This is a genomic window from Bacillus sp. EKM208B, assembly GCF_011800725.1.
Taxonomy (GTDB): Bacteria; Bacillota; Bacilli; order Bacillales; family Bacillaceae; genus Bacillus; species Bacillus velezensis.
The window spans coordinates 181,048-197,319 of sequence record NZ_JAANHO010000004.1 but is presented as its reverse complement, the minus strand read 5'-3'; the positions used below and the strand labels follow the sequence as shown (position 1 = coordinate 197,319).

At 46.2% G+C, this 16,272-nt stretch carries 17 protein-coding genes; all 17 read left to right on the top strand.

The genetic code is table 11. The annotated features are described in order from the left end of the window. Nucleotides 1-33: 33 nt before the first annotated feature. On the top strand, nucleotides 34-2,067 hold the full coding sequence (flhA, locus tag G9F75_RS08900; protein ID WP_014417777.1) for a flagellar biosynthesis protein FlhA: 2,034 nt from the start codon (nucleotides 34-36) through the stop codon (nucleotides 2,065-2,067). After that, nucleotides 2,067-3,158 (top strand): flagellar biosynthesis GTPase FlhF, encoded by a 1,092-nt coding sequence (gene flhF / locus G9F75_RS08895; protein ID WP_167409058.1) that lies wholly within the window; start codon nucleotides 2,067-2,069, stop codon nucleotides 3,156-3,158. The genes flhA and flhF overlap by 1 nt, the downstream gene beginning before the upstream one ends. After that, on the top strand, nucleotides 3,155-4,048 hold the full coding sequence (locus G9F75_RS08890; RefSeq protein WP_167409057.1) for a MinD/ParA family protein: 894 nt from the start codon (nucleotides 3,155-3,157) through the stop codon (nucleotides 4,046-4,048). Before flhF ends, G9F75_RS08890 begins: the two co-directional genes overlap by 4 nt. Next, on the top strand, nucleotides 4,045-5,112 hold the full coding sequence (locus G9F75_RS08885; RefSeq protein ID WP_167409056.1) for a protein-glutamate methylesterase/protein-glutamine glutaminase: 1,068 nt from the start codon (nucleotides 4,045-4,047) through the stop codon (nucleotides 5,110-5,112). Before G9F75_RS08890 ends, G9F75_RS08885 begins: the two co-directional genes overlap by 4 nt. A 5-nt stretch (nucleotides 5,113-5,117) precedes the next feature. Continuing rightward, nucleotides 5,118-7,136: a chemotaxis protein CheA gene (cheA, locus tag G9F75_RS08880; protein ID WP_021493681.1), complete on the top strand. Its 2,019-nt coding sequence runs from the start codon at nucleotides 5,118-5,120 to the stop codon at nucleotides 7,134-7,136. A 22-nt stretch (nucleotides 7,137-7,158) separates the two neighbouring features. Continuing rightward, nucleotides 7,159-7,632: a chemotaxis protein CheW gene (gene cheW, locus G9F75_RS08875; RefSeq protein ID WP_003154225.1), complete on the top strand. Its 474-nt coding sequence runs from the start codon at nucleotides 7,159-7,161 to the stop codon at nucleotides 7,630-7,632. Nucleotides 7,633-7,647: 15 nt separating this feature from the next. Further along, nucleotides 7,648-8,277, top strand: a complete 630-nt coding sequence (gene cheC, locus G9F75_RS08870) for a CheY-P phosphatase CheC (RefSeq protein ID WP_014417781.1) — start codon at nucleotides 7,648-7,650, stop codon at nucleotides 8,275-8,277. Further along, nucleotides 8,274-8,774 (top strand): chemoreceptor glutamine deamidase CheD, encoded by a 501-nt coding sequence (gene cheD / locus G9F75_RS08865; protein ID WP_003154219.1) that lies wholly within the window; start codon nucleotides 8,274-8,276, stop codon nucleotides 8,772-8,774. The genes cheC and cheD overlap by 4 nt, the downstream gene beginning before the upstream one ends. Nucleotides 8,775-8,800: 26 nt before the next feature. Further along, nucleotides 8,801-9,565, top strand: a complete 765-nt coding sequence (gene sigD / locus G9F75_RS08860; RefSeq protein ID WP_003154217.1) for an RNA polymerase sigma-28 factor SigD — start codon at nucleotides 8,801-8,803, stop codon at nucleotides 9,563-9,565. A 27-nt stretch (nucleotides 9,566-9,592) separates the two neighbouring features. Beyond that, nucleotides 9,593-10,060, top strand: a complete 468-nt coding sequence (locus G9F75_RS08855) for a DUF6115 domain-containing protein (protein WP_022553339.1) — start codon at nucleotides 9,593-9,595, stop codon at nucleotides 10,058-10,060. Between the two features lie 143 nt (nucleotides 10,061-10,203). Next, the gene (gene rpsB, locus G9F75_RS08850; RefSeq protein ID WP_003154215.1) at nucleotides 10,204-10,944 is read left to right on the top strand and encodes a 30S ribosomal protein S2; all 741 of its coding nucleotides are present in this window, start codon (nucleotides 10,204-10,206) and stop codon (nucleotides 10,942-10,944) included. A gap of 99 nt (nucleotides 10,945-11,043) precedes the next feature. Then, on the top strand, nucleotides 11,044-11,925 hold the full coding sequence (gene tsf / locus G9F75_RS08845) for a translation elongation factor Ts (protein ID WP_007611455.1): 882 nt from the start codon (nucleotides 11,044-11,046) through the stop codon (nucleotides 11,923-11,925). A gap of 145 nt (nucleotides 11,926-12,070) precedes the next feature. Beyond that, complete coding sequence (pyrH, locus tag G9F75_RS08840) at nucleotides 12,071-12,793, top strand: UMP kinase (RefSeq protein WP_003154213.1); 723 nt, start codon at nucleotides 12,071-12,073, stop codon at nucleotides 12,791-12,793. 2 nt (nucleotides 12,794-12,795) lie between these two features. Beyond that, the gene (frr, locus tag G9F75_RS08835; protein WP_003154212.1) at nucleotides 12,796-13,353 is read left to right on the top strand and encodes a ribosome recycling factor; all 558 of its coding nucleotides are present in this window, start codon (nucleotides 12,796-12,798) and stop codon (nucleotides 13,351-13,353) included. A gap of 125 nt (nucleotides 13,354-13,478) precedes the next feature. After that, on the top strand, nucleotides 13,479-14,261 hold the full coding sequence (locus G9F75_RS08830; protein WP_014417783.1) for an undecaprenyl pyrophosphate synthase: 783 nt from the start codon (nucleotides 13,479-13,481) through the stop codon (nucleotides 14,259-14,261). 3 nt (nucleotides 14,262-14,264) lie between these two features. Further along, nucleotides 14,265-15,062 (top strand): phosphatidate cytidylyltransferase, encoded by a 798-nt coding sequence (locus tag G9F75_RS08825; RefSeq protein ID WP_007409796.1) that lies wholly within the window; start codon nucleotides 14,265-14,267, stop codon nucleotides 15,060-15,062. Nucleotides 15,063-15,117: 55 nt separating this feature from the next. Beyond that, nucleotides 15,118-16,269, top strand: coding sequence for a 1-deoxy-D-xylulose-5-phosphate reductoisomerase (dxr, locus tag G9F75_RS08820; protein ID WP_003154208.1), 1,152 nt, complete (start codon nucleotides 15,118-15,120; stop codon nucleotides 16,267-16,269). Nucleotides 16,270-16,272: the final 3 nt, after the last annotated feature.

Here is a 16,272-nt window from a genome sequence, read left to right as displayed (position 1 = left end):
TGAATTTCAGATTCAAAAGGAGAGAAAAACAGCATGTCAACAAGAGATTTATCGGTTTTAATAAGTGTTGTCCTCATTGTGGCAATGCTGGTGATTCCATTCCCTCCATGGTTGTTAAGTATTTTGATCATCATTAATATCTCTCTTGCGTTGATCGTGCTTCTCACCACAATGAATATGCAAGAACCGCTGCAATTCTCGATATTCCCGTCATTGCTGCTGTTATTGACGCTGTTTCGGCTTTCGCTCAATGTGTCGACGACACGTTCGATTCTTTCTCACGGAGAAGGAGGAAAGGTTGTTGAGACATTCGGGAATTTCGTTGTCGGCGGAAATGTGCTGGTAGGGCTTGTTGTCTTCATTATCTTGATTATTATTCAGTTTATCGTCATTACAAAAGGCGCCGAGCGGGTATCGGAAGTGGCGGCGAGATTTACGCTCGATGCGATGCCCGGAAAGCAAATGAGTATTGACGCGGATTTAAATGCCGGCATGATTACGGAGCAGGATGCAAAGCACAGACGTGAAAAAGTCGCCCGGGAAGCCGATTTTTACGGCGCCATGGACGGTGCGAGCAAATTCGTCAAAGGAGATGCCATCGCGGGTATCATCATCGTGATGATCAATATTATTTTCGGAATCGTAATCGGCATGCTGCAGCAGGGGATGAGCATACAAGAAGCTGCGTCTCACTTTACAATGCTGACAGTCGGTGACGGTATCGTTTCTCAAATGCCGGCTTTGCTCATCTCAACGGCTACGGGGATTGTCGTGACGAGAGCGGCATCTGAAGGAAACCTCGGTCATGATATTACAGGCCAGCTGTTTGCTTATCCGAAGCTCTTGTATGTAGCCGCGGGAACTGTACTTTTGCTCGGTCTTCTTACACCGATCGGCATTCTGCTGACGGGACCGATCGCCGGTCTGCTTGCATTCGGCGCTTACATGCTGTCCAAAACGGATAAGCCGAGCGAAGAAGAGGAAGAAATTCTTGAAGAAGAGGCTCAGGCGGATGAACTGAAAAGCCCGGAAAGCGTCGTGCAGCTTTTACATATTGATCCGATTGAATTTGAGTTCGGATACGGACTCGTGCCGCTTGCAGACGCGGGGCAGGGCGGTGATCTTCTTGACCGCATCGTCATGATCAGACGTCAGCTTGCGCTTGAATTGGGACTTGTCATTCCGGTTGTGCGCATCAGGGATAACATCGCGCTCCAGCCGAATGAATACAGATTGAAAATTAAAGGCAATGAAGTCGCTAAAGGAGAGCTCCTGCTGGATCATTACTTAGCGATGTCACCGACGCCTGAAGATGACGTCATTGAAGGAATTGAAACGATTGAACCGTCGTTCGGACTTCCCGCAAAATGGATCAGCGAAGCTGCAAAAGATGAAGCGGACATGCTGGGGTATACAGTTGTTGATCCGGCGTCAGTCGTATCTACGCATATTACAGAAAAAATTAAGCAGCATGCTCATGAACTGGTCGGCAGACAGGAAACAAAGCAGCTGATCGATCATCTGAAGGAAAATTATCCTGTGCTTGTTGAGGAAGTCACGCCGAATCCTCTTTCTGTCGGCGATATTCAAAAGGTGCTTGCCAAATTGCTGAGAGAAAAAGTTTCAATCAGAAACTTGGTGACCATTTTTGAAACTCTTGCCGATTACGGAAGATTAACGACAGATTCAGACCTTTTGACAGAATACGCGAGACAGTCGCTTGCCAAACAAATCACGGCACAATATGCGAGAGAGCATGAAACGCTGAAGGTCATCACATGCTCAGGCCGGGTGGAAAAAGCGATTGCAGACGGGGTTCAGCAGACTGAACAGGGCAATTACCTGTCACTCGATCCTGAGGTTTCAGACAGCATCATCCGTTCTGTCGCTAAAGAGGCCGAGCAGCTTTCCATCCGTCAGGAGTCAGCGATTCTTCTTTGCTCGCCTGCTGTCAGAATGTATGTAAAACAGCTGTTAGAACGGTATTTCCCTGATCTTCCGGTTCTTTCTTATAATGAGCTGGAAGCAAATGTTGAAGTACAGAGCATTGGAGTGGTGGATATTTAATGAAAATAAAAAAATTCACAGCCGCTTCAATGCAGGATGCCGCGAAGCAAATCAAAAAGGAACTCGGCAATGATGCCGTTATTTTACATTCCAAACAAGTAAAGAAACGAAAATGGCTGGGGCTGCGGTTGCAGCAGGCCGTCGAAGTGATAGCGGTTTTAGATCGTGACGTCAGGGAAGCGAGAAAAACGCCGCCGGCTGCCGCTGGAGAAATGAAAAAGACGGAAACGGCGGAGAAAGCTGAGCCTGTTCAGCCGCCGCGTCTTCCGGATCAAAGTATTTCCGGCGAACTTGCGCATTTGAAAGAAGTGCTCCCTGAACCATTAAAAAAAGCTGAGAGACTATTGAAGCAAGCCGGGCTTCCTGATCATACGCAAAACGCCGTACTCAGTGAATTGCTCAGTTCTTCAATTGTTTCCGGAGATTTAACTGAAGATAATGTCAGCTCAAAACTGCAGGATTTGTTAGTGAAAAAACTCCCTTCGGCAGACAGGTGGCAGGAAGGGATTCAATCAAAATACGTCGTGCTTTTCGGTTCAACCGGGGCCGGCAAAACGACTACACTTGCGAAACTCGCGGCCTCATCAATGCTGACAGAGCATAAAAAAATTGCCTTTATGACGACGGATACTTACCGGATTGCCGCGGTCGAGCAGCTGAAGACATATGCGGAGCTGCTTCAGGCTCCTCTTGAAGTATGTTATTCAAAGGAAGAATGTCTGAAGGCACTGAAAAAATTCGCTGAATATGACCATGTTTTCATTGATACAGCCGGCAGAAACTTTAAAGAAGAGCAGTATATTACGGAATTACAAGAGATGATTCCGTTTGAATCAGGCTTACAATCCTTTCTCGTATTATCGGCATCTGCAAAATATGAAGATATGAAACAGGTGCTGAAACGTTTTTCCGGTGTGCCGGTCAATCAATTCATTTTCACGAAAACGGATGAAACCGCCTCACTCGGCTCCGTGTTTCAAGTGCTGTCGGAATCAAGAATCGGCGCCGCCTATTTGACAAATGGACAGGATGTGCCTGAAGACATCCTATCGGCTTCACCAAAAGAGTTTGTAAGGATGCTTTTGACATGAAACCCGATCAGGCAGAGTCATTAAGAAGGAAAATGAGAGAGCGGCAAATGATCAAGCCGGAGCTTTATGAGAAAAAAGCGAAGACATTAGCCGTCATCAGCGGTAAAGGCGGCGTCGGAAAATCTAATTTAACATTAAACATGGCAGTTGCCCTGCAGGAAAAAGGAAAAAAAGCACTCATCATTGATCTTGACATCGGAATGGGCAACATTGATGTGCTGATCGGCGCTGCTTCTTCCCGCACCATTATTGATGTGATGGAGAATCGGCACGCGTTGGCTCAATCACTTTCCTCCGGTCCGAAAGGCCTTCGCTACATATCCGGAGGAACGGGGCTTGGGGCGATCTATCAAGCAGACAGAGAGAAGTGGGCGGCTTTTATGAATGGTCTTTCCGCTGTATTAAGCGATTTTGATAACGTTCTGTTTGATATGGGAGCGGGACTTTCAAAAGAACAGCTGCCGTTTATTTTATCGGCGGAAGACATTCTCGCCGTGACAACGCCTGAGCCGACGGCCATTATGGATGCCTACAGCGCGATCAAACATCTTTTGCTCGCGGATGAACGGCTGACCGTAAACATTGCCGTCAATCGCGCCCGCTCCCAAAAACAGGCGCTGGACACGTACAACCGCCTTTCTCATGCGATTCACACGTTTTTAGGCGCGGAAGTGCGTTTCGCCGGCTCCATACCCGATGACCCGCTAGTAAGTCAAGCCGTCATTGACCAGGTGCCTTTTTTAATAAAAAGTCCTCAAGCAAAAGCCAGCAGGTCCGTCCGTCTTCTGACGGATGTCTTGTTTCAAACGGAAGAAAACAAACCAAGAGAAGAGAAACCGGCATTTATTGAGAGATTATCTTCTTTTTTATTGAGGAGGACTTTACAGTGATTCGTGTGCTTGTCGTTGATGACTCAGCTTTTATGAGAAAGATGATTACCGATTTTCTGGCTGCGGAAATGCAGATAGAAGTCATCGGGACAGCCAGAAACGGGGAAGAGGCGCTGAAGAAAATAGAGCTTCTCAAACCGGATGTTGTCACGCTTGATATTGAAATGCCGGTCATGAACGGAACGGATACATTGCGGAAGATCATCAGCATATATAAACTTCCCGTAATCATGGTATCGAGCCAGACACAACAAGGGAAGGACCGAACGATCAACTGCCTGGAAATGGGCGCTTTTGATTTTATCACCAAGCCTTCCGGAGCGATTTCACTTGATCTTTATAAAATTAAAGAGCAGCTGATTGAGAGGGTGATTGCAGCCGGGCTGTCCCGCGCACAAAAACCTGAGGCGGCAGTGAAAGAGTCTTCTATCCCGGAACGTCCGGCTTTAGCGGGATTTGAAAGACCGAAAGCAAAATCCGCCAAGCAGGCCGTATTCATCGCGACCTCTACAGGCGGACCGCGGGCTCTGCAAAAGGTGATTCCGAAACTGCCGAAGGATTTAAAGGCGCCTGTATTTGTCGTTCAGCACATGCCTGAAGGCTTCACCGCTTCACTTGCAGACAGACTCAACCATTTGTCAGATATTCAGGTCAAAGAAGCGGAAAACGGTGAAGAAGCGAAAGACGGATGGGTGTACATCGCGCCCGGCGGAAAAAATATGACGGTTGCAGAGGAAGGCGGAAGGCTCCGCATCATTCTTGACGTTCATGATACGGAAAGCCGGCATAAACCGTCAGCCGATTATTTGTTTCGGTCGGCAAGCCGCTTATCCGATTACGAAAAGGTAGCCGTCATTATGACCGGCATGGGCAGCGACGGAACCGAAGGCGTAAAAGAAATGCTCAGAACAGGCGGCGTTAAAACGATTGCGGAATCGGACGAATCCTGTGTTGTGTTCGGAATGCCGAAGTCAGCGATAAAGGCGGGCCTCATTCATGAGATTAAACATGTGGAAGATATCGCGGCATCCATCACCGGATGTGTGAAAAAAGAGAGGGTGTGAATCAATTGGATATGAATCAATATTTAGATGTCTTTATTGATGAAAGTAAAGAGCACTTACAGACATGTAACGAAAAGCTGCTGCTGTTGGAAAAAGATCCGGCAGACCTTCAGCTTGTGCATGACATCTTCAGAGCTGCCCATACGCTGAAAGGCATGAGCGCAACGATGGGATATACAGATCTGGCGCATTTAACCCACCTGATGGAAAATGTGCTGGACGCCATCCGCAACGGAGAAATGCCCGTTACATCAGATTGGCTGGATGTGCTGTTTGAAGCGCTTGATCATCTTGAAGAGATGGTGCAGTCCATTATTGACGGAGGAGACGGCAAACGTGATATTTCTGAAGTGAGTGCGAAGCTCGACGTAAATGCGGTGCATGAGACTGCGGCTTCAGCCGAAACAGCAGAACCGCCGGCTTCAAAACAACAGGCTTCAACTGAATGGAATTATGATGAGTTCGAACGGACTGTTATTGAAGAGGCGGAAGAGCAAGGATTCAGCCGCTATGAAATAACGGTTTCCCTGAATGAAAGCTGCATGCTCAAAGCCGTGCGGGTGTACATGATTTTTGAAAAGCTGAATGAAGCCGGAGAAGTCGCAAAAACGATACCTGCCGCGGAAGTGCTTGAGACGGAAGATTTCGGAACGGATTTTCAGGTGTGTTTCTTGACAAAGCAGCCTGCTGAAGAAATTAAAGAACTCATCAGCGGCATTTCAGAAGTGGAGAATGTCAAAATTTCTGCCGGTGCGCCGTTAAAAACGGCCGAAAAACCGCAAGCGGCTGAACCGGTGAAGGAAGCTCCGGTTAAAAAGGCTGAGAAACAGCCAAAGCCGCAAGCGAAAACGGAAGAACAGCCGAAGCATCACAGCGGCTCGAAAACGATTCGCGTCAACATTGAAAGACTGGATTCTTCAATGAACCTTTTTGAGGAACTTGTCATTGACCGCGGACGTCTTGAGCAGATCGCCAAGGAGCTTGACCACAATGAGCTGACTGAAACCGTTGAACGCCTGACCAGAATCTCGGGCGACCTTCAGTCTATTATTCTTAATATGCGGATGGTGCCGGTAGAAACCGTCTTTAACCGTTTCCCGAGAATGATCCGCCAGCTTCAAAAGGAATTAAACAAGAAAATCGAATTGTCCATCATCGGAGCTGAAACGGAGCTGGACCGTACGGTGATTGATGAAATCGGTGATCCGCTTGTCCATTTAATCAGAAACAGCATCGATCACGGCATTGAATCGCCTGAAGTGCGGGTGAATAAAGGAAAATCGGAATCAGGTCATGTCGTGCTTAAGGCATATCACAGCGGCAATCACGTCTTTATTGAGGTTGAAGATGACGGGGCCGGCTTGAACAGAAAGAAAATTCTTGAAAAAGCGCTCGAACGGAGTGTAATCACCGAACGTGATGCTGAAACGCTTGAAGATAATGAGATTTACGAGCTTATTTTTGCTCCGGGCTTCTCGACTGCCGATCAAATTTCTGACATTTCAGGGCGGGGCGTCGGCCTGGATGTCGTAAAAAATAAACTCGAATCACTCGGGGGCTCTGTCAGTGTCAAATCCGCGGAAGGCCAAGGTTCTCTTTTCAGTATCCAGCTTCCGCTGACACTTTCAATTATATCTGTTCTTCTCATTAAACTGGAAGAAGAGACGTTTGCGATACCGATCTCTTCTATTATAGAGACGGCTGTTATTGATAAGAAAGATATCCTGCAGACGCATGACAGAGAAGTGATTGATTTCAGAGGCCAAATCGTTCCGATCGTCTATCTGAAAAAAGAATTCGGCATTACGGATTCAAAACAGGATGCCGATCAGTTCCATGTAATCGTCGTGAAAAAGGGCGATAAATCCACTGCTTTTGTCGTGGACTCTTTTATCGGACAGCAGGAAGTCGTACTGAAATCACTCGGCGACTATTTGACGAACGTCTTTGCGATTTCCGGCGCTACGATTCTCGGAAACGGAGAAGTGGCGCTGATTATTGATTGTAATGCGCTGATCTACTAAAACGACACGAGGAGGTGCCCGAATGACTGCTGAAATCAAAACAGGTGAAAAAATGATTGTGTTTATGATAAACGGGAAAGAATACGCTATCTCAGTTTCCCAGGTGAAATCAATTGAAAAGTGGCAAAAACCGACGAGGGTCCCGGGTGTGGAATCTTATATCCGCGGCGTTATCAATCTGCGCGGAGTGATTACCCCGGTTCTTGATTTAAGAAAACGTCTGAACCAGCCTGAACAGGACATCACAGAAGAGACTCGGATTATCATCATTTCTTACCGTGACGCTGATGTCGGATGGGTCGTGGATGAGGCCAATGACGTCATCACCGTGCATGAAAATGAAATCGAATCCGCGCCTGAAAGCCAGACAAAGGAAACGGATGTGTGGATTAAACAGATCGTTAAGCAAGATAACAGGCTCCTCAATATTATCGATGCGCATGCGGTGCTGGATAAAGGTGCTTCGGCATCTGCGTCCGGAGAGCCTAATGCTTAAAGGGGAAAAGACAACATGAGTAAGTTTGAAGCGATCAAAGAAGAGCAGATGGATATTTTGCGGGAAGTCGGAAATATCGGGGCGGGTCACTCGGCTTCTGCAATGGCTCAGCTGCTGAACAGAAAGATAGACATGGAAGTGCCGTTTGCGACTTTATTGACATTTGATGAGCTCGCTGATTTTTTCGGCGGGGCTGAAACGCCGGTCGCCAGTATCTTTTTAAGAATGGAAGGCGACATGACCGGCTCTATCTTTCTCATCATGCCTTTTGATCAGGCGGAACAGTTTATCAGAGAGCTGATCGGAAATCCGGATTTTGATATTGACCAGCTGGGCGAAGATCATTTGAGTTCTTCTGCTTTACATGAGTTCGGCAATATTTTAGCAGGTTCCTATTTAACGGCATTGGCTGATTTGACAAAGCTTGAGATTTACCCGAGCGTGCCGGAAATCTCACTTGATATGTTCGGCGCGGTTATCAGTGAAGGGCTGATGGAGCTCAGCCAAGTCGGAGAGCATGCCATTGTCGTGGATACTTCTATTTTTGACCAGGGCAGCCGGCAGGAGCTCAAAGCCCACATGTTTATGCTCCCGGACTATGATTCTTTTGAAAAGCTCTTCGTCTCATTGGGTGCGGCTTTATGAGCCGTGCTGAAGCCGCAGTCGTTAAAGTGGGGATTGCGGATGTTCAAGTCGCGCGTTACCCGGATAAAATCCGGACCTCGGGACTCGGTTCATGCGTGGGGCTGGTTTTATACGATAAAGACAAACAAACGGCAGGACTCGTTCACGTCATGCTGCCGGACTCCGGTTTATCAAAAACGGCGGAGCTCAACCGTGCAAAATACGCGGACACCGCCGTTAAGATGACGATTGATATGCTTTTGAAAGCCGGCTGCCGCAAGTTTGCCCTGAAGGCAAAACTCGCCGGGGGAGCGGAGATGTTTAAGTTTAAAATGACAAACGACCTGATGAAAATCGGTCCGAGGAATGTAGCGGCCATCAAAGAGCAGCTTTCATTGTATAACATTCCGGTCATCAGTGAAGATACGGGCGGCTCAAGCGGCCGGACGATTGAATTTGAGCCAAAGTCCTGCATGCTGCACATTCGAACTGTTAAACAAGGTGAAACAACGATTTAATAAAGGTATGAGGTAGGGGGATAACAATGCAATCCTTGAATTATGAAGATCAGGTGCTTTGGTCGCGCTGGAAAGAGTGGAAAGATCCTAAAGCCGGTGATGATTTAATGCGCCGTTACATGCCGCTGGTCACATATCATGTCGGCAGAATTTCCGTCGGACTGCCGAAATCGGTGCATAAAGACGATCTAATGAGCCTTGGTATGCTTGGTTTATATGATGCCCTAGAAAAATTTGACCCCGGCCGGGATTTAAAATTTGATACCTATGCCTCGTTTAGAATTCGCGGTGCAATCATCGACGGGCTGCGTAAAGAAGATTGGCTGCCCAGAACTTCACGGGAGAAGACAAAAAAAGTCGAAGCGGCGATCGAAAAACTTGAACAGCGCTACCTTCGGAATGTGACGCCTTCAGAGATCGCAGAAGAGCTGGGGATGACGGAGCAGGACGTAGTATCAACGATGAATGAAGGGTTTTTTGCCAATCTCTTATCAATTGATGAAAAGCTTCACGACCAGGATGACGGTGAGAATATTCAAGTGATGATCAGAGATGACAAAAATGTGCCGCCGGAAGAAAAAATCATGAAGGACGAGCTGATCGCTCAGCTTGCGGGCAAAATTCACGAGCTTTCTGAAAAAGAGCAGCTTGTCGTCAGTTTATTCTATAAAGAAGAACTGACTTTGACCGAAATCGGACAAGTCCTGAACCTTTCGACGTCGCGGATTTCACAGATTCATTCAAAGGCGCTGTTCAAATTAAAGCACCTGCTTGAAAAAGTAATTCAATAATGAACTCATGGTTAGCGAGTGAAAAACATGTCAACACTATTATGGCTTTTAAGCTTTGTGCTTCACGGCGTACTGCTTTATGCCGTCATTATTCTGTACACGAGGTTTTCAGCCCTCAAGGAGACGGAGCGCCAGCAGAAGAAGATTCTTGAAGAGACGGAAAACACCCTTGCAGCGTTTCTGCTTGAGCTGAAAGAAGAAAATGAAAGACTCGAAGACGCAAAAAGCCGTCAAGCGCCGGACGCAGAAGACGCCGAACCCCGGCCGGAACCGAAAGAAGAGCCTGATATTCCGGACCACATGGAAAAGCTCATCAGTGCAACGGAACGGGCTGAAAGTGACGAAAACAGCGGCGCGCATTCGTTTGAAGAACGTGTTTCAGCATTATATGAACAAGGGCTCACCCCCGCGGAAATCGCCAAACGGATGCAGAGCGGAAAGACAGAAATCGAGCTGTTTTTAAAATTTCGCGGCAAAGCTGTAAAGGATTCTTGATTGTCGCATAAAGCTGTGTTATATTATTTCTTGGTGTTAAATACACACGCTTAACGATTTATGCAGAGGGTGCTGCAAACGGCAGTTCTGCACAAAAATGACCTAAGCGGAGGAAAAAAACCATTTTATTAGGAGGAAATCACATGTCAGTTATTTCTATGAAACAATTGCTTGAAGCTGGTGTTCACTTCGGCCACCAAACACGCCGCTGGAACCCAAAAATGAAGCGTTACATTTTCACGGAGCGTAACGGAATCTACATCATTGACCTTCAAAAAACAGTGAAAAAAGTAGAGGAAGCTTACAACTTCACGAAAAACCTTGCTGCTGAAGGCGGAAAAATCCTTTTCGTCGGCACAAAAAAACAAGCTCAGGATTCTGTTAAAGAAGAAGCTGTACGCTCTGGCATGTACTATGTCAACCAACGCTGGTTGGGCGGTACACTGACAAACTTCGAAACAATCCAAAAACGCATTAAGCGTCTGAAAGACATCGAGAAAATGCAAGAAAACGGTACATTTGAAGTACTTCCGAAAAAAGAAGTTGTTCAATTGAAAAAAGAATTAGAGCGTCTTGAAAAATTCCTCGGCGGAATTAAAGACATGAAGGATCTTCCTGATGCATTATTCATCATCGATCCTCGCAAAGAGCGCATCGCTGTTGCGGAAGCTCGCAAATTGAACATTCCTATCATCGGAATCGTAGATACAAACTGTGATCCTGATGAAATTGATGTCGTAATCCCTGCAAACGATGACGCAATCCGCGCTGTCAAACTTCTTACTTCTAAAATGGCAGATGCTATTCTTGAAGCGAAGCAAGGCGAAGAAGAAGCGGAAGCTGCTGAAGAGACTGCACCTGAAACAGAAACGACAACTGCGTAACCTAATCAAAAGGTGATAGAAGGGACTGCCTTTTATCACCTTTTTTCAAGAAAAATGTATCTATACATATCTTGTTTACACATATAAGGAGGAATTCAAATGGCTATTACTGCACAGCAGGTAAAAGAACTGCGTCAAAAAACAGGCGCTGGTATGATGGACTGTAAAAAAGCATTGACTGAAACTGACGGAGATATGGACAAAGCAATCGACCTTCTGAGAGAAAAAGGAATTGCGAAAGCGGCTAAAAAAGCTGACCGTATCGCTGCTGAAGGTTCTACTCTTATTAAAACTGACGGCAACAAAGGCGTTATCTTAGAAGTAAACTCTGAAACTGATTTCGTTGCGAAAAACGAAGGCTTCAAAGAGCTTCTGAACACGCTTGCTGACCACCTTCTTGCAAACGCTCCTGCTGATCTTGAAGAAGCAATGGGTCAAAAGATGGAAAACGGTTCTACTGTTGAAGAATACATCACAAGCAACGTTGCTAAAATCGGAGAGAAAATCACTCTTCGCCGTTTTGCTGTTATTTCAAAAGAAGACAGCGAAGCGTTCGGTGCTTACCTTCACATGGGAGGCCGCATCGGCGTATTATCCGTTCTTAGCGGAACAACTGACGAAGATCTTGCAAAAGACATCGCGATGCATGTTGCAGCGGTAAATCCTCGTTACATTTCCCGCGACCAAGTGTCTGAAGAAGAAGCAAACCATGAGCGTCAGATCCTGACTCAGCAAGCTCTTCAAGAAGGCAAACCGGAAAACATCGTAGCTAAAATGGTTGAAGGCCGTCTGAACAAATTCTTCGAAGAAATTTGCTTATTAGACCAAGCTTTCGTTAAAAACCCAGACGAAAAAGTGAAACAAGTTGTGGCTGCGAAAAACGCATCTGTTAAAACTTACGTCCGCTACGAAGTTGGAGAAGGTATTGAAAAACGCCAAGAAAACTTTGCTGAAGAAGTTATGAACCAAGTGAAAAAATAATGGCGGAAAGCCTTGGCGAATCTTTCGCGGCTTTTCAGGCAGTATAGGGGACACTACTTGTGTTCCCTATTTTTAAAACTATATTTACAAACCTTTTTTTCTCTTGCATAATAGGAAACGGCAATGTTTACACTTGGAGGTTATTATGGAAAAACCAAAATACAATCGTATCGTTTTAAAGCTTAGCGGAGAAGCATTGGCAGGAGAGCAGGGAAATGGCATTAATCCGACTGTCATCCAATCCATCGCTAAACAGGTAAAAGAAATCGCTGAGCTTGACGTCGAAGTGGCCGTAGTCGTAGGCGGCGGCAACTTATGGCGCGGAAAAACAGGCAGTGACTTAGGAATGGACCGCGCGACGGCCGATTATATGGGCATGCTTGCTACTGTCATGAACTCACTTGCCCTGCAGGACAGCCTGGAAACGCTCGGAATTCAGTCCAGAGTGCAGACATCAATTGAAATGCGTCAGGTCGCTGAGCCTTACATCAGAAGAAAAGCCATCCGCCACCTGGAGAAAAAACGCGTTGTTATTTTTGCCGCGGGAACAGGAAACCCTTATTTCTCTACGGACACAACCGCAGCGCTGCGTGCCGCTGAAATCGAAGCGGACGTGATCTTAATGGCGAAAAATAATGTCGACGGTGTGTATAATGCTGATCCGAGAAAAGATGAGTCAGCCGTTAAATACGAAAAATTATCTTATCTCGATGTGTTAAAAGACGGGCTGGAAGTCATGGATTCTACGGCTTCTTCACTATGTATGGATAATGATATTCCGCTGATCGTCTTTTCTATTATGGAAGAAGGAAATATTAAGCGTGCCGTAATCGGCGAATCAATCGGAACGATCGTAAGGGGGAAATAACGTTGTCAAACGAAGTATTAACACAAACAAAAGAACGCATGGAAAAAGCGGTTGCCGCTTATTCACGCGAATTGGCGTCAGTCCGCGCAGGACGTGCCAACCCATCTCTATTGGATAAAGTGACAGTAGAATACTACGGTGCCCAAACACCTTTAAACCAGCTGTCTTCCATCAATGTGCCTGAAGCGCGTATGCTTGTTGTCACACCGTATGACAAAACGGCAATCGGCGATATTGAAAAAGCGATCCTGAAAGCTGATCTTGGCGTAACGCCGACAAGTGACGGCACAATTATCCGTATCGCGATCCCGGCTTTGACGGAAGAAAGACGTAAAGAACTTGTCAAAGTCGTGAAAAAATACGCGGAAGAAGCGAAAGTAGCAGTCCGTAATGTCCGCCGTGACAGCAACGATGACCTCAAAAAACTTGAGAAAAACGGAGACATTACAGAAGACGAGCTTCGTGCTTCCAGTGAAGACGTTCAAAAGCTGACAGACGAATATGTGTCAAAAATTGACAGTGTCACAAAGGACAAAGAAAAAGAAATCATGGAAGTTTAATGAAAAACTATGTACAATAGATAATGTGAAAAGACCCTCTCATGTTTACAGGGGGTTTTTTTGTTAATACTGTTGATTACATTGATCATCAGCAACGCAACCTTTTTGGGTGACGGAGGAATCTCATGCTCAACATACTCAAAAATTGGAAGAATCAGCAGAATGCGGCTTCCAACTTAGAACGGTATACAAAAGAAGACATACTGAAGGGTGAAATTCCCGCACACATTGCCATTATTATGGACGGAAACGGACGCTGGGCGAAGAAGCGCTCACTCCCTCGGATTGCCGGACATCATGAAGGAATGAAAGTGGTAAAAAGGGTGACAAAGCTCGCAAGTCAGCTCGGCGTTAAAGTTCTGACTCTTTATGCGTTTTCAACGGAGAACTGGAAGCGCCCGAAGATGGAAGTCGACTTTTTGATGAAGCTTCCGGAAGAGTTCCTGAATACGTATCTTCCTGAATTGATAGAGGAAAATGTACAGGTGAAAATTATCGGAGATGAATCCGCGCTCCCTTCTCATACGTACAGGGCGATTGAGAAAGCCGTAAAAGATACAGAACAAAATGACGGTATGATTCTCAATTTCGCTTTGAACTACGGCGGACGCACGGAAATCGTCAATGCGGCAAAAGCACTGGCCGAACAGGTGAAAAGCGGCACGCTGAATATCGAAGACATTGATGAAGCGCTCTTTTCCGGGCATTTAATGACGGAATCAATCCAGGACCCGGAGCTGCTCATCAGAACGAGCGGAGAAATCAGATTGAGCAACTTTATGCTTTGGCAGGTGGCTTACAGTGAATTTGTTTTTACAGATGTCCTGTGGCCCGATTTTAAAGAAGATCACTTTCTGCAGGCAGTGGGAGAATTTCAGCAGCGGGGCCGGAGGTTTGGCGGAATTTAGAGGATGGTGGAAATGAAACAAAGATTGTTAACAGGTGTTCTGGCAGCGGCACTATTTTTATTTTTGGTTATTTTCGGAGGATTGCCGTTCACCGTATTTGTTTACGTGATGGGAAGTATAGCGCTTTTTGAGCTTTTGCGGATGAAAAAGCTCAGATTTTTTTCTTTTCCGGGTCTGATCAGCCTCTTGTTGTTATGGCTGTATATGATGCCGGACAAGTATCATTTTTTCGATGCGAAAATGGAAGTAACGATTTTCGCCGTATTGATTCTGCTCAGCTATACGGTGCTCGTGAAAAACACCTTTACGTTTGACGAAGTCGGGTTTATCGTTCTCGCGACGGTATATATCGGACTGTGTTTTCATTATTTTATTGAAATCAGAAACATTGAAACAAACGGGCTTTTGTATATCTTTTATGCCTGCGTTGTCATATGGTCAACGGACTCAGGCGCATATTTCGTCGGAAAGTCGCTCGGGAAGCGGAAGCTGTGGCCCGAAATCAGTCCCAACAAAACAGTGGAAGGGTTTCTCGGCGGTATTGTCATCGCCCTTATTTTTACGGCTGTTTTTCAGCTGTTTGCGCACCTTCCGATTTCATACCCGGTTCTTTTGGTCATCACGCTTGTTCTGTCTGTGTTCGGACAGATCGGGGATTTGGTTGAATCAGCGCTTAAGCGGCACTATGATGTGAAGGATTCGGGAAAAATCCTTCCCGGGCACGGCGGCATTTTAGATCGATTTGACAGCTTTTTGTTTGTCATGCCGTTCTTATACTTTCTGCTTGCGCTTTTTTCATGAGAAAGGCTAATATGAAAATAAGACCGATCTGGACGCATAGAATGGGAGTGGCATTTTGAAGAATATTTGTCTTTTAGGAGCAACAGGATCAATAGGGGAGCAGACGTTAGACGTATTGCGCATGCATCAAGATCAGTTCCGTCTCGTCTCGATGACTTTCGGTAAAAACGCCGAGAAAGCGATCCCGTTGATCAGAACGTTTCAGCCGAAATATGTAGCAGTCGGCGACATGGATACATACCAAAAAGTGAAAGAAGCGTCTTTTTCTCATGAATGTCAAATCGGCATCGGAGAAGAAGGCCTGATTGAAGCGGCAGTCATGGACGAAGTGGATATCGTGGTCAATGCGCTGCTTGGAAGCGTCGGTTTAATCCCGACTTTGAAAGCGATTGAACAGAAAAAAACAATTGCGCTTGCAAATAAGGAAACTCTCGTCACTGCCGGGCATATAGTGAAAGGACACGCAAAACGATACGGTGTTCCTCTTCTTCCGGTCGACAGCGAACATTCCGCTATTTTTCAGGCGCTGCAAGGCGAACAGAGCAAAAATATCGAGCGCCTGATCATTACGGCATCCGGCGGCAGTTTCAGAGATAAAACGCGGCAGGAGCTTGAGTCTGTAACGATTGCCGACGCCCTTAACCACCCGAACTGGTCGATGGGCGCAAAAATTACGATTGACTCGGCTACAATGATGAATAAAGGACTTGAAGTTATTGAGGCGCATTGGCTGTTTGACATTCCGTATGAACAGATTGACGTTGTATTACATAAGGAGAGCATCATTCATTCGATGGTTGAATTTCACGACAGAAGCGTCATCGCCCAGCTCGGAAATCCGGACATGAGGGTGCCGATTCAATATGCGCTGACATATCCAGACCGGCTGCCTCTGCCTGAAACAAAAAGGCTTGAATTATGGGAGATCGGAAGCCTTCATTTTGCGAAAGCTGACTTTGAAAGGTTCCGCTGCTTACAATTTGCCTTTGAATCAGGTAAAATAGGGGGAACAATGCCGACGGTTTTAAATGCGGCCAACGAAGAAGCCGTTGCCGCTTTTCTTGCCGGCCGGATTTCATTCTTATCGATTGAGGACCTGATTGAAAAAGCATTGGACCGCCACAGCGTAATTCAGGATCCGAGTCTTGCGGATATCCAAGAAGTGGACAAAGACACCCGGGGATACGTTAATTCAATACTCACATAAGGT